This is a genomic window from Burkholderia sp. 22088 (assembly GCF_052045915.1).
GTDB classification, from domain to species: Bacteria; Pseudomonadota; Gammaproteobacteria; order Burkholderiales; family Burkholderiaceae; genus Burkholderia; species Burkholderia cepacia.
The window spans coordinates 175,949-189,963 of the sequence record NZ_JBQEPY010000015.1; the positions used below are offsets into that span (position 1 = coordinate 175,949).

The window sequence follows — 14,015 nt, forward strand, 5'->3', positions numbered from 1 at the left end:
CCCGCACCAGCCGTGGGCGCCGGGGCGAAGCCCCCCCGCCGGCCGGCGCAGCCGCACGCACTGGCGGCGCGGCCCGGTCACCCGGCCCGGCGTCAGGCGCGCTTCGCGAGCGGGGCGCCGCCCTGCGACACGTCGCCCTCGGCTGCCTTCAGCGAATTCAGCATCCGCTGCAATGCGCGGGCGGTCTCGAGCGGCCGCTCCATCGGGAACAGGTGGCTGCCTTCCAGCCATTCGACGCGGCCGCGCGCCGCGCGGCGCGTCGCATCGAGCCCGACCTGGCGCACCTCGCGCGAACGCGTGCCGGCGAGAAAACCGAGCGGCACCGGCGCGCCGTGCGCGAGCCTCGGGCCGAGCGTGTGCGGCAGCGTCCGGTAGATCAGGTATTCGACCTGCCGGTCGAACGCGAGCGCCCGCTCGCCGTCGGCCCCGGCCTGCGGAATCCCGTAGTCGATGTAGTCGGCCAGCATCCGTTCGTCCCAGCGGGCGAACGCCGGTTTCTCACGAAAGTGCCGCCAGACTTCGTCACGGCTCACCCAGCGCGTGCGCCGGTTGCGCGTCGCGGCCGCCGGCGACAGCCGCTCGTCGAGCCCCGCCCACTGGCTCGCACGCAATGCGCCGGCGCGCCAGCCCGCGATGATCGGCGAATCGATCATCACGACGCCGCGCACCCATTGAGGCTTCTTCAGCGCAGCCATCAGCGACAGGTAGCCGCCGAGCGAATGGCCGACGAGCCAGACGGGACGCTCGTAGCGGCTGCCGATGTCGTCGAGCAGTTGCTCGACGAGATGCGGCCAGTCGCGCGTCACCGGATAGCGGCGGTCGTGGCCGATCCGTTCGATGTAGCGCAGCTCGTAGTCGTCGGCCAGTTCGGCGAAGATCGTGCGGTACGTCGACGCCGGAAAGCCGTTCGCATGCGAGAAATGGAGGATATCCTTCAAACGCCGATGTCTCCCTTGTCGACCGGAATTGATGCGGCCCTTGCCGCGCTCACCGATCCATCCAGTATCGCCGCCGAACGTCGCGATGAAGCTCGAAGGCAAACCCGCCGTCGGCCGGCGCGACGTCGAACCGCACGGCGCCGTCGCGATCGGTGCGCGGCAGCGGAATCCCGCGCCCCTCGTAACGTGCGAGAACCGCCCGGTGCGGATGTCCGAAACGATTGCGATAGCCTACAGGAAATACCGCGACGCGCGGCCCGACCGAATCGAGGAAAGGCTCGACCGACGACGTGCGGCTGCCGTGGTGCGGAACGACCAGGATCTGCGCGGCCAGCGTGTCGCGCGCCGTGCCCACGAGCTGGCGTTCGACGGGCGCTTCGATGTCGCCCGTCAGCAGCGCGGACGTCCCGCCCGCATCGATGCGCAGCACGCACGACTGCCCGTTCGACGAACCCGCGCCCGGACCGCCCGACGGCCAGAGCATCGTGAACACCACGCCGTCCCAGGTCCAGCGCTGCCCGGCCGCGCACGGCAGCCGGTCGGCAACGCCGGCGGCCATCGCATCGCGCCACAGCCCGCTCGTCGGCGGAATGCCCGCCAGCAGCTGGCGCACGTCGGCAGCCGCATAGACGGCCGGTGCGCCGCCCGCGTGATCGGCGTGCGCGTGACTGAGCACGAGCGAATCGACCACCGCGATGCCTCGCGAGCGCAATGCCGGCGCGACGATCCGCGCACCGGCATGCGTCGACTCCGCGCCCGGTCCCGCGTCGAACAGCAAGGTCCGTCGGGCGGTCTCCACCAGCACCGCCGCACCCTGCCCGACGTCGAGCACGGTCAGCCGGAAACCGCCCGGCGGCGGCGCATCGGCTGCCGGCGCGACGAGCGGCAGCCACGTGAGCGGCGCAGCCCAGCGCAGCGGCCAGCCGCGCGGCATCACCGCCCATGCGACGCCCACGCAGGCCAGCGCCAGCACCGGCCAGTCGGGCATGCGCAACCAGAACACACCGGCCGGCCAGTCGGCGAGGTATCCCAGCAACGTCATCATCGGTTCGAGCGCCGCGTGCGCAAGCCGGAACGCATAGGCATCGAACGGCGCCGGCAGCGCGATGCCGGCCAGCACGACCGGCGTCACGACCGAGCTGACCCAGGGAATCGCGAACGCATTGCCGAACGGGCCCGACAGCGATATCTGCGCAAACCAGGCGGCCGTCAGCGGCGCGAGGCCGATCGTCACCGCGTACTGCACGCGCGTGGCCTCGGCGATGCGGCGCCCGGCGCGTGCACCCCACGCGCGCGCCCGGTTCGACAAGCCAGCGGTGCCGCCGCCCTCCTCACCCCCATCGCCTTGCGCATCGGCCTCGCGCACGGCGCGCCAGCCGGAAACCGCCAGCAGGATCACGGCGACCGCCCCGAACGACAGCCAGAACCCGGCCGACAGCACAGCCCACGGATCGGCAAGCAGTACGCCGCCGAGCGACGCGCACAGCACCGCGGAAGCCGGCACGCTGCGCCCGGCCAGATACGCAATGCCGCCGGCCGCGATCATCCACCATGCGCGCTGCGCCGGCACGTTGAAGCCGGCGAGCGCCGCATAACCGGCCGCGGCCGTCAGCGCGGCGAGCGCGGCCGCGTACGGCGCCGGCAATACGAGCGTCGCGGCCCGGGCGCGCCAGCGCAGGCGACGCCAGACCATCGACACCAGCCCGCCCGCGATCGCGCCGACGAGCCCGACATGCAGGCCGGAGATCGCGACGAGATGGCTCGTGCCCGTGTTGCGCAACACGCGCCAGTCGTCGTCGCCGATGCCCGACTGGTCGCCGATCGCGAGCGCGGCGACGATGCCGCGATGGCCGGCGTCGCCGCCAAGCGTCTCGCCGATGCGCGAGCGCAGCACGTCGCGCAGCCGATCGATCGATGCACGCCATCCCGACGCGCGCGCATCGAGCAATACCGCCCGCCGGGGCGCGCTGACATAACCGACGGCGCGAATGCCCGCGGCAAGCCAGGCCGCCTCGCTGTCGCGCACGCCGGGATTGGCCTCCGCATGCGGGCGCTTCAGGCGCACGACGAAACGCCAGCGCTGCGCGGCGCGCAGATCGGGCAGCGCGTCGCGCGTCGCGGCCGCGTCATACGCGCGCCACGACAGACGGATCAACGGCGGGAAACGGGCCAGCCGCGCATCGTTCGACTCGACCGCGAACAGCAGCCGCGCACCTGTGTCGTCGACCACGGGCAGCCCCCGGATCACACCGGTGACGACGATGTCGCGCCCTTCCCACTCGACGGGCAGGCTATCGCCCAGCCGCCATTCGGCCCGCGCGGCCGCGTAGCCGAATCCGGCGACGCAGGCCGCGAGCGCGCAAAGCATCCATCCGAACGCGACGGTCATGCGCATACGCCGGCGGCGCATGCACCACGCGCCCAGGACCACGCAGCCCGCGAGCCCGGTCGCACCGATCGTCCATGCGAACGCACCCGGCAGCGTCGCCTGCCGCTGCAGTACGACCACGCCGAGCGCGAACGCGATCCACCACACGCGCATCGCACCTCCTCGTCGATCCGGCGCCGCCATTGCGAATACGGCGCCTTCCGGCAACGATTATGCGGACGAAAGGGCGAGTCGCGGCAGCGCGGCGAGCGCGTTAGCCGAAGTGCATAGGGAGAGCGCGCCGGTGTCGATCCCGCGCAGTTCGGCGAGCACGTCGCCGATGCGCGGCACCTGGTCGGGCGTGTTGCGGGATTTGTATGCCCATTCGGGCGCGATGTCGGGCGCGTCCGTCTCGACGACGATCGCCTCGAGCGGCAACTGCGTCGCGAGCCGGCGGATCTGCAGCGCCCGCGTGAACGTCACGTTGCCGCCGAAGCCGAGATGCAGCCCGTGCGCGAGATACGCTTCGGCCTGTTGAAAACTGCCGTTGAACGCATGCGCGATGCCGCGCCGCACGCCGAAGCGGCGCAGCCCGGCCAGTACGCGGTCCTGCGACTTGCGCACGTGACACAGCACGGGCAGGTCGAATTCGCGCGCAAGCTTCAGCTGCCCCTGGTAGAAGAACTGCTGCCGCGCGTCGTCGAGCCCCTGCACGAAATAGTCGAGTCCGATCTCGCCGATCGCGACGAAGCGCGGATCGTCGAGGCTCGCCTCGATTTCCATGCGCAACAGGTCGAGATCCTCGTCGCGTGCGCGCGGCGTATACATCGGATGGATGCCGAGCGCATAGACCGCGCCCGGCGTGCGGTGCGCAAGCTCGCGCACCGTCGTGAAGTTGTCGCGCCCGACGCTCGGGATCACGATGCGCGACACGCCGGCCGCGTGCGCCGCCTGTACGACCGCGTCGCGGTCGGCGTCGAACTCGGCGGCATCGAGATGGCAGTGCGTATCGATCCACATGGCGATGTTCCAGCACGCTGGCGCCGCGCCGGGACGAACCCGGCAGCCGGCCAGCGGCGTTCACTTACACCGGCAACGCCGGCTCCTCGTGCAGCACGCCGTCGCGCAGCCGCATGATGCGGTCGCAGCGCGCGGCGAGATCGGGATCGTGCGTGACGATCACGAAGCTCGTTTCGAGCGTTTCCGACAATTCGAGCATCAGGTTGAACACCGTATCTGCCGTCGTGCCGTCGAGGTTGCCGGTCGGCTCGTCGGCAAGCACGCACGCGGGCTTCGTGACCAGCGCGCGCGCGATCGCGACGCGCTGCCGCTCGCCACCCGACAGCTCGCCCGGCCGATGCTTCGCCCGCGGCCCGAGACCGACGCGTTCGAGCATCGCCTGGGCCTCGGCACGCGCGGCCTCGGTCGTCATCCGGCGGATGCGCAGCGGCATCGCGACGTTGTCGAGCGCCGTGAACTCGGGCAGCAGGTGATGGAACTGGTAGACGAAACCGAGCGCACGGTTGCGCAATTCGTTGCGCTCGCGTTCGGCGAGTTGCGTGAACGGCTTGCCGAGCAGCGACACCTCGCCCGCGCTCGGCTCGTCGAGCCCGCCCAGTACGTGCAGCAGCGTGCTCTTGCCGGAGCCCGACGCGCCGACGACCGCAAGCTTCTCGCCGCGCCGCACCGTCAGCTCGGTATTGTCGAGCACCTGCACGTTGAAGCCGCCCTGTACGAACGCCTTCGTGATCCCGCGCGCCTGAAGCACGTATTCCTGCATACCTGCCGAATCCTGTGTGTTGTGTTGTCGTGAATCCGCGAATGCGGTCGCGCGATCATTCATAGCGAAGGGCCTCCGCCGGCTTCACCTTCGCCCCGCGCCAGCTCGGATAGAGCGTCGCGACAGCCGACAGCGCGAACGCGATCAGCCCGATCCGGATCACGTCGCTCGCGACGAGTTCCGACGGCAGCTCGCTGATGAAGTACACCGACGGCGGCAGGAACTGCACACCGAACAGGTGCTCGATCATCGGAATCAGCCACGGGATGCTCCATGCGATCAGGCAGCCGAGCGCGACGCCCGACGCCGTGCCGACGAAGCCGATCGTCACGCCCTGCACGACGAAGATCTTCATGATCGACCCCGGCTGCGCGCCGAGCGTGCGCAGGATCGCGATGTCTGCCTGCTTGTTGGTCACCGTCATCACGAGCGACGACACGAGGTTGAACGCGGCCACCGCGATGATCAGCGTGAGGATGATGAACATCATCCGCTTCTCGATCTGCACGGCCGAGAACCACGTCTTGTTCTGCTGGGTCCAGTCGCGGATGTACAGGCTGCCCGACAGCGTATGCGACAGCTCGACCGCCACGTCCGGCGCTTTCTGCATGTCCTTCAGCCGCAGCCGCACACCGGTCGGCGCGGCCATCCGGAACAGCGCCTCGGCATCGCGGATGTTGATCATCGCGAGCGTGCTGTCGTATTCGTAGTGCCCGGACTCGAACACACCGACGACCGTGAACTGCTTCAGCCGCGGCATCATGCCGGCCGGCGTGATCGAACCCTCCGGCGCGACGAGCGTGACCTTGTCGCCGACCGTCACGCCGAGGTTGCCGGCAAGCGCGTCGCCGAGCACGATGCCGAACTGGCCCGGCACGAGCGCGGCGAGCTGGCCGGCCTTCATGTCCTTGCCGATGTCCGACACCTGCGGCTCGAGCGTCGGCTCGACACCGCGCAGCATCACGCCGCTCACCGCGTCCTGGCGAGTGAGCAGCGCCTGTGCGTCGACGTACGGCGCCGCGCCGATCACCGCCGGATTGCGGCGCGCTTCCTGCGCGGTCAGCTGCCAGTCGGGCATCGAGCCCGTCGGCGAGAACACCTCGACGTGCGCGAGCACCGACAGCATGCGGTCGCGCACTTCCTTCTGGAAGCCGTTCATCACCGACAGCACGACGATCAGTGCCGCGACACCGAGCGCGATCCCGAGCATCGACACGAGCGCGATGAAGGAAATGAAGCCGTTACCGGTCGTGCGTTTGCCGGCGCGCGTGTAGCGCCAGCCGATCTGCCATTCGTACGGAAGTTTCAAGCGAATCCTTTCTGCTGGTTACGGCGGGGAGGCGCCCCGCGGCCGGACCGCCGCCCGGTGGCGGCCACCGGCCCGGGCACGGTCGAAAAACGGCCGCCGGACGCGAACGGGCCGTCAGCCGGCCCGATCACGCGCGCAGTTTGCCATACAATGCGCACCATCATGCACGACCGACGCCTCCATTTTCTCGTTCCGTTCGCGCTGCCGTCGGCGGCCGATGCGGCCTCGTCCCTGCACACGCTGGACAGCCCCGCGCTCGAAAAGTTGCTCGCCCGCGCGAGCCTCGTCGAGCGCGTGGCCGGCGAGGACTTCCAGCGCACGCTGCCGCACGAGCGCTGGCTGGCCCGCCAGTTCGGCGCGACCCAGGGCAACGCCGCCGACGAGGCGCCGCTCGCGCCCTACATGCTGCTGGCGGACGGCGGCGATCCGGGCGCCCGGGCCTGGGCCTGCGTCGAGCCCGTCCACGTCGAAATCGCGCACGATCATCTGGTGCTCGTCGATCCGGCGGCCCTTGCGCTCGACGACGGCGACGCGGCCGCGTTGCTCGCGGTCGCCCGGCCGCTGATCGAGGAGCTCGGCGTACGGCTCGAAGCGCCGAACCCGTCACGCTGGTACCTGTCGAGCGAGCAGCTCGCCCGGCTCGCCGGCGCCGCGCCGCTGCGCGCGAGCGGCCGCAACATCGAAATCTGGCTGCCGCACGAGGCGCATACGGGCGAACGCTCGCGGATGTGGATGAAGCTGCAGAACGAAGTGCAGATGGCCTGGTTCCAGCACCCGGTCAACGAAGCGCGCGAAGCGCGCGGGCTGCCGGCCGTCAACTCGATCTGGTTCCATGCGCAGGGCACGCTGAAACCGGTCGGCCAGCCGTTCGCGCGCGTGCTGTCCGCATCGCCCGCGGCGCTCGGCCTTGCGCGCGCCGCGCGGATCGACGCCTCGGGCGTACCCGCCGCATTCGGCGCACTGCCCGCTGCCGACGGCGCGACGCTCGTCGACCTGCCGGCGCTGACCACTCCGTTCATCGAGCAGGACTGGGCGCGCTGGCACGACGGACTCGCCGCGCTCGAGCGCGACTGGTTCGCGCCGGCCCTCGCCGCGCTGCGGAACGGCGAGCTGGCGGGCGTCGATTTCACGCTGTGCGGCGACACGAGTTCCGTGACGCTGCGTGCGACGCGCTCAGACCTGCGCAAGTTCTGGCGCCGCCGCGCGCTGGCCTCCCTGTTCGAATAACAAGCACACCCCGTATGACCCGGATCGTTACCCGCCCCGTCGCGCCCGCCGACGCCGAAGCGCTCGCGCGCCACGGCCTGCATCCCGTGCTCGCGCGCCTGTACGCGGCGCGCGGCGTGCAGTCCCCCGCCGACATCGAGACCGCGCTTGCGCGGCTCGTCCCGCCCACCGAGCTGAAAGGCTGCGCCGATGCGGCGTCGCTGCTCGCCGACGCGATCGCCGACAAGCGGCGCCTGCTCGTCGTCGCCGACTACGACTGCGACGGCGCGACCGCTTGCGCGGTCGCGGTGCGCGGCCTGCGGATGTTCGGCGCGCAGATCGACTACCTGGTGCCGAACCGCTTCGAATACGGCTACGGCCTCACGCCCGAGATCGTCGAACTCGCCGCCGCGCGCAAGCCCGACCTGCTGATCACCGTCGACAACGGGATCGCGAGCGTCGCGGGCGTCGAAGCGGCGAACGCGCGCGGCATCGACGTGCTCGTGACCGATCACCACCTGCCCGGCGACGCACTGCCCGCCGCACGCGCGATCGTCAACCCGAACCAGCCGGGCTGCGCGTTCCCGAGCAAGCACCTCGCCGGCGTCGGCGTGATGTTCTACGTGCTGCTCGCGCTGCGCGCCGAGCTGCGCCGCCGCGGCGCCTTTGCGAGCAAGGAAGCCGAGCCGCGCCTCGACGGCCTGCTCGACCTCGTCGCGCTCGGCACCGTCGCCGACGTCGTGCGGCTCGACGGCAACAACCGCGTGCTCGTCGCGCAGGGGCTGCAGCGCATCCGCAACGGCCGCATGCAACCGGGCGTCGCCGCGCTGTTCCGCGCCGCCGCGCGCGAAGCGCGCACGGCATCGGGCTTCGACCTCGGTTTCGGCCTCGGCCCTCGCCTGAACGCCGCCGGGCGGCTCTCCGACATGTCGCTCGGCATCGAGTGCCTGATCACCGACGACATCGGCCGCGCATGGGATCTGGCGCAACAGCTCGACGTGATGAACCGCGAGCGCCGCGAGATCGAGGCCGGCATGCAGCAGCAGGCGCTCGCCGATCTCGCCGACGTCGACCCGGCCGACGCATGCACGATCACCCTCTTCAACCCCGAGTGGCACCAGGGCGTGATCGGCATCGTCGCCGGCCGGCTCAAGGAAAAATTCCACCGCCCGTCGTTCACGTTTGCGCACGCGGACGACGAAGGCAAGCGGGTCAAGGGTTCGGGCCGGTCGATCGCGGGCTTCCACCTGCGCGACGCACTCGACCTCGTGTCGAAACGCGAACCGGACCTGATCGTCGCGTTCGGCGGCCACGCGATGGCGGCCGGCCTCACGCTCGACACCGAGAACGTGCCGCGCTTCGCCGCCGCGTTCGAGGCGGTCGCGCGCGAATGGCTGTCCGACGACGCGCTCGCCCGCGTGATCGAGACCGACGGCGAACTCGAGGACGCCTACTTCACGCCGCAGTTCGTCGGGCTGCTCGACGAGGCCGTCTGGGGGCAAGGTTTTCCGGCCCCGCTTTTCTCGGGCGAATTCGACGTCGTGTCCCAGTCGCTCGTGAAGGAAAAGCACCTGAAACTGCAGCTTGCACGCGGCCGCCAGCGCTTCAACGCGATCTGGTTCAACCACACGGAGCCCCTGCCGGAAAGCGCGCTGGTCGCGTACCGGCTCGTCGCCGACACGTGGAACGGCGTCACGCGCGTCCAGCTGATCGTCGAACACGCGGCCGGCTGAGCGCCCGCCGATGCATGCGCGCCGCGCCGGACGGGGCCGCGGTGCACGCGCGAGCACCGTTTGCGTCACCGGGCAACCCTGCCGATCGGCTATAATTCCGCTTTTTTACGAAGCAAGAATAGCGAGCGATCATGGAAGCGGAACGTCTCAACGCGATCGAAAGCTCCCTGCTCGACCTGCGCAATCGCGCGGGCGAGCTCCGGGGGTATCTTTGACTACGACGCAAAAGCTGCGCGTCTGACCGAAGTCAACAAGGAACTCGAAGACCCGAACGTCTGGAACGATTCGAAGAACGCCCAGGCGCTCGGTCGCGAGAAGAAGCTGCTCGAGGGCGTCGTCACGACGCTCACCGCGCTTGACGGCGACCTGCGCGACGCGCTCGACCTGTTCGAGCTGGCCCGCGAGGAAGGCGACGAAGACACCCTCATCGCGTCGGAAGAAGACGCCGCGAAACTCGAGGCGCGCGTCGGCGACATCGAGTTCCGCCGGATGTTCTCGAACCCGGCCGACCCGAACAACTGCTTCATCGACATCCAGGCCGGCGCCGGCGGCACCGAGGCGTGCGACTGGGCATCGATGCTGCTGCGCCAGTACCTGCGCTACTGCGAACGCAAGGGCTTCAAGGCCGAAGTGCTCGAAGAGTCCGACGGCGACGTCGCCGGCATCAAGAACGCGACGGTCAAGGTCTCGGGCGAATACGCATACGGCTTCCTGCGCACCGAAACGGGCATCCACCGCCTCGTGCGCAAGTCGCCGTTCGACTCGTCGGGCGGCCGCCACACGTCGTTCTCGTCGGTGTTCGTCTATCCGGAAATCGACGACTCGATCGAAGTCGAGATCAACCCGGCCGACCTGCGCATCGACACGTACCGCGCATCGGGCGCGGGCGGCCAGCACATCAACAAGACCGACTCCGCGGTGCGGATCACGCACATGCCGACCGGTATCGTCGTGCAGTGCCAGAACGACCGCTCGCAGCACCGCAACCGCGCCGAAGCGATGGCAATGCTGAAGTCGCGCCTGTACGAAGTCGAGATGCGCAAGCGCCAGGCCGAACAGGACAAGCTCGAATCGAGCAAGACCGATGTGGGCTGGGGCCATCAGATCCGCTCGTACGTGCTCGACCAGAGCCGCGTGAAGGACCTGCGCACGAACGTCGAAATGAGCAACACGAGAGCCGTCCTCGACGGCGACCTCGACGACTTCATCAGCGCGAGCCTCAAACAGGGCGTGTAAGCGCCGCGGCGCGGCCTGGCCAGGCCGCGCCCCCTTGCCCTTCCCGTTTGCGTTGCCGCACCCACTCCGAATTCCGACCATCATGACCGAACCGACCCAAACGCAGCCCGCCGTCACCGCGGACGAAAACCAGATCATCGCCGAGCGCCGCGAGAAGCTGCGCGCCCTGCGCGAGCAAGGCGTCGCCTACCCGAACGATTTCCGGCCCGAGCACCACGCTGCCGACCTGCAGGCGAAATTCGCCGACTCGGACAAGGCCGCGCTCGAAGCGAACCCGGTCGAGGTGTCGGTGGCCGGCCGCATGATGCTCAAGCGCGTGATGGGCAAGGCGAGCTTCGCGACGGTGCAGGACGGGTCGGGCCAGATCCAGTTCTTCGTGACGCCGAACGACGTCGGCGCGGAAACCTACGACGCATTCAAGAAGTGGGACCTGGGCGACATCGTCGCCGCGCGTGGCGTGCTGTTCCGCACCAACAAGGGCGAACTGTCGGTCCAGTGCAAGGAACTGCGCCTGCTGTCGAAGGCACTGCGCCCGCTGCCGGACAAGTTCCACGGCCTGTCCGACCAGGAAATGCGCTACCGCCAGCGCTACGTCGACCTGATCGTCACGCCGGAAACGCGCGACACGTTCCGCGCCCGCACGAAGACGATCGCATCGATCCGCAAGTTCATGGACAACGCCGAGTTCATGGAAGTCGAAACGCCGATGCTGCACCCGATCCCGGGCGGCGCAGCGGCGAAGCCGTTCGTCACGCATCACAATGCGCTCGACATGCAGATGTTCCTGCGCATTGCGCCGGAGCTGTACCTGAAGCGCCTGATCGTCGGCGGCTTCGAGCGCGTGTTCGAGATCAACCGTAACTTCCGGAACGAAGGCGTGTCGCCGCGTCACAACCCGGAATTCACGATGATGGAGTTCTACGCCGCGTACACCGACTACCGCTGGCTGATGGACTTCACCGAGCAACTGATCCGCCAGGCGGCGATCGATGCGCTCGGCACCGCGACGATCCAGTACCAGGGCCGCGAACTCGACCTCGCGAAGCCGTTCCATCGCCTGACGATCACGCAGGCGATCCAGAAGTACGCACCGGACTACACCGACGGCCAGCTGTCGGACGACGCGTTCCTGCGCACCGAACTGAAGCGCTTCGGCGTCGACGTGTCGCAGCCGGCGTTCCTGAACGCGGGTACCGGCGCACTGCAGCTCGCGCTCTTCGAGGAAACGGCCGAAGCGCAGCTGTGGGAGCCGACCTTCATCATCGATTACCCGGTCGAAGTGTCGCCGCTCGCACGCGCATCGGATACGGTGGCGGGCATCACCGAGCGTTTCGAGCTGTTCATGACCGGCCGCGAAATCGCGAACGGCTTCTCGGAGCTGAACGATCCGGAAGACCAGGCCGCACGCTTCAAGAAGCAGGTCGAGCAGAAGGATGCGGGCGACGAGGAAGCGATGTTCTTCGACGCCGACTACATCCGTGCGCTCGAATACGGGATGCCTCCGACCGGCGGCTGCGGGATCGGCATCGACCGTCTCGTGATGCTGCTGACCGACAGCCCGACGATCCGCGACGTGCTGCTGTTCCCGCATCTGCGCCGCGAAGACTGATCGCCGCGCCCGCGTATGCGCCGCGCCCCGCGGCGCGCACGCGTCAGCTTTGTAACGACGCGTAAATCCCTTCGGCCGGCGTCCGCCGGCTCTCGATCCTCCCCCGTTTTATTCCCCCGTCGCGACGGCCTTCTCCGGGTTTTCCCTGTCATAGTCACCAGCGCCCCGCTGCAATTCGTTACACCTTGATACGGCGCGCCGCTTGCCGGTGGACGACACTCCTTTTGCGTCACCACGCATGACACGGGACCAGAACGAGGCGCAGGAACGCCAAGTCTGCTCGAGCCCGAAGCGTGGGATCCGGCCCGACGCCGCAGTGCCGATCCGGATCGACATCGGAGAAAAAAATGGACAACCAGAATCAGACCACGCCGCAAAAGCAACGCCTCCACCCGCTTATCGCCACCGCCGCCGGCGCCGTCATCGTCGCCAGCCTCGCGGCGACGGCTGCGATCACGGGCATCTTCCCGAAGGCCAGCAGCAGCAACGCACAGAACGGCCAGACCCAGGCCGCGCTGATCGCGTCGCAGCCGGCCGTCGATACGGCCGCGGCGGCCAGCGCCGCGCTGGCCGCGCAAGCCCAGCAGCAGGCGGCCGAACAAGCCGCCGCGCAGCAGAAGGCGGCCGAACAGAAGGCTGCCATCGCGCAGGCCGAGCCGAAGCCCGCGCCGCGCCCGGCTGCACCGCACCGCCGTCATACGACGGCACCGCAGCCGCCGCAATACGCGCAGCAGCCGTCGGCGCCGGCCCAGACCTACTGCCAGAGCTGCGGCACGGTCGTCGCGATCACGCAGACGCGCACGCCGGGCCAGAGCTCGGGGATCGGCGCCGTGGGCGGCGCTGCAGCCGGCGGCCTGCTCGGCAACCAGTTCGGCCACGGTAACGGCCGCACCGCGATGACGATCATCGGCGCGCTGGGCGGTGGTCTCGCCGGCAACCAGGTTGAAAAGCAGGTGCGTGCGGAAACCGACTATCAGGTGCAAGTGCAGATGGAGAGCGGCGCGACGCGCACGTTCACGTACCACAACCCGCCGCCTTTCGGCCAGGGCCAGCGCGTGCGGATCGAGAACGGCACGCTGGTCGGCGCGTAATCGCCTGATCGCATCGGTGTCCCCCTGCCCGCGTGTCGTGTGCGGGCAAGCGGCCTGAAAACGAAAACGGCTCGTGAGCGATTGCTCACGAGCCGTTTTTTCATGACCGGCCGTCTGCGCCGTTACGGCGCACGCGGTGTTCAGTCTTCGTCGTCGAAGTCCGATTCGTCGATCCAGTGGGCCTGGATCGCTTCGAGGATCTTCTCGCCCGAGTGCTTGGGATCGTCGTCGAAACCGTCGAGTTCGAGCACCCACTGACGCAGGTCGACGAAGTTGATCCGCTGCGGGTCGATGTCGGGGTGCTTGTCCGCCAGCGCAATGGCTATTTCACGCGAATCGGTCCATTTCATCGCCTGCCTCCGGTTCCTGTCAGTGATTTTCCTTCGCGTGGTTGATCGAGTACTTCGGAATCTCGACCACCAGGTCCGAATCTTCCTTCACGATCGCCTGGCACGACAGGCGCGACGTCGGCTCGAGGCCCCACGCCTTGTCCAGCAGATCGTCCTCGTCCTCCTCGGACGGTGTCAGATCGTTGAAGCCTTCGCGGATCACCACGTGGCACGTCGTGCACGCGCACGACTTCTCGCATGCATGCTCGATCTCGATCCCGTGTTCGAGCAGGTTGTCGCAGATACTCTTGCCGGGCGTCGCGTCGATCACCGCGCCGTCCGGGCACAGTTCGACGTGAGGCAGCACCACCAGTTGAGGCATGTCCGTTCCGTCAGTCAGGGTGCGGCGCCAGGCA

General features: G+C 69.0%; 12 protein-coding genes. 5 read left to right on the top strand and 7 right to left on the bottom strand.

From position 1 onward, the window contains the following. Positions 1–92: 92 nt before the first annotated feature. The 5 genes from ACTJLD_RS27400 to ACTJLD_RS27420 all read right to left on the bottom strand — a co-directional run bounded on the left by ACTJLD_RS27400 (position 93) and on the right by ACTJLD_RS27420 (position 6,395). Positions 93–938, bottom strand: coding sequence for an alpha/beta fold hydrolase (locus tag ACTJLD_RS27400; RefSeq protein WP_031399457.1), 846 nt, complete (start codon positions 936–938; stop codon positions 93–95). Positions 939–987: 49 nt separating this feature from the next. Further along, a complete protein-coding gene (locus ACTJLD_RS27405; protein WP_440660019.1) occupies positions 988–3,480 on the bottom strand; it encodes a DNA internalization-related competence protein ComEC/Rec2 in 2,493 nt (830 codons plus the stop codon). A gap of 57 nt (positions 3,481–3,537) precedes the next feature. Further along, positions 3,538–4,326, bottom strand: a complete 789-nt coding sequence (locus ACTJLD_RS27410) for a TatD family hydrolase (protein ID WP_027786975.1) — start codon at positions 4,324–4,326, stop codon at positions 3,538–3,540. A gap of 64 nt (positions 4,327–4,390) precedes the next feature. Continuing rightward, entirely contained in the window at positions 4,391–5,149 is a 759-nt protein-coding gene (gene lolD / locus ACTJLD_RS27415; protein ID WP_027786974.1) for a lipoprotein-releasing ABC transporter ATP-binding protein LolD, read from the bottom strand. Further along, positions 5,142–6,395, bottom strand: a complete 1,254-nt coding sequence (locus tag ACTJLD_RS27420) for a lipoprotein-releasing ABC transporter permease subunit (RefSeq protein ID WP_176097745.1) — start codon at positions 6,393–6,395, stop codon at positions 5,142–5,144. Before ACTJLD_RS27420 ends, lolD begins: the two co-directional genes overlap by 8 nt. A 162-nt stretch (positions 6,396–6,557) precedes the next feature. Between ACTJLD_RS27420 and ACTJLD_RS27425 the strand changes: the two genes are divergently transcribed. The 5 genes from ACTJLD_RS27425 to ACTJLD_RS27445 all read left to right on the top strand — a co-directional run bounded on the left by ACTJLD_RS27425 (position 6,558) and on the right by ACTJLD_RS27445 (position 13,270). Next, positions 6,558–7,622, top strand: a complete 1,065-nt coding sequence (locus tag ACTJLD_RS27425) for a regulator (protein WP_091921069.1) — start codon at positions 6,558–6,560, stop codon at positions 7,620–7,622. 14 nt (positions 7,623–7,636) lie between these two features. Beyond that, on the top strand, positions 7,637–9,334 hold the full coding sequence (gene recJ / locus ACTJLD_RS27430; RefSeq protein WP_334045547.1) for a single-stranded-DNA-specific exonuclease RecJ: 1,698 nt from the start codon (positions 7,637–7,639) through the stop codon (positions 9,332–9,334). A 131-nt stretch (positions 9,335–9,465) separates the two neighbouring features. Continuing rightward, a protein-coding gene (prfB, locus tag ACTJLD_RS27435; protein ID WP_099318679.1) for a peptide chain release factor 2 occupies positions 9,466–10,570 on the top strand; the annotation gives its coding sequence in 2 pieces (ribosomal slippage) (positions 9,466–9,546 and positions 9,548–10,570; 1,104 coding nt in all). Positions 10,571–10,652: 82 nt separating this feature from the next. After that, a complete protein-coding gene (gene lysS / locus ACTJLD_RS27440; protein ID WP_440660023.1) occupies positions 10,653–12,179 on the top strand; it encodes a lysine--tRNA ligase in 1,527 nt (508 codons plus the stop codon). A gap of 347 nt (positions 12,180–12,526) precedes the next feature. After that, positions 12,527–13,270, top strand: a complete 744-nt coding sequence (locus ACTJLD_RS27445; RefSeq protein ID WP_021157677.1) for a glycine zipper 2TM domain-containing protein — start codon at positions 12,527–12,529, stop codon at positions 13,268–13,270. Between the two features lie 140 nt (positions 13,271–13,410). On the opposite strand, the gene iscX is transcribed toward ACTJLD_RS27445, so the two are convergent. Next, on the bottom strand, positions 13,411–13,620 hold the full coding sequence (gene iscX, locus ACTJLD_RS27450; RefSeq protein ID WP_021157676.1) for a Fe-S cluster assembly protein IscX: 210 nt from the start codon (positions 13,618–13,620) through the stop codon (positions 13,411–13,413). Positions 13,621–13,639: 19 nt separating this feature from the next. Continuing rightward, on the bottom strand, positions 13,640–13,981 hold the full coding sequence (fdx, locus tag ACTJLD_RS27455; protein ID WP_011352558.1) for an ISC system 2Fe-2S type ferredoxin: 342 nt from the start codon (positions 13,979–13,981) through the stop codon (positions 13,640–13,642). Positions 13,982–14,015 lie beyond the last annotated feature (34 nt).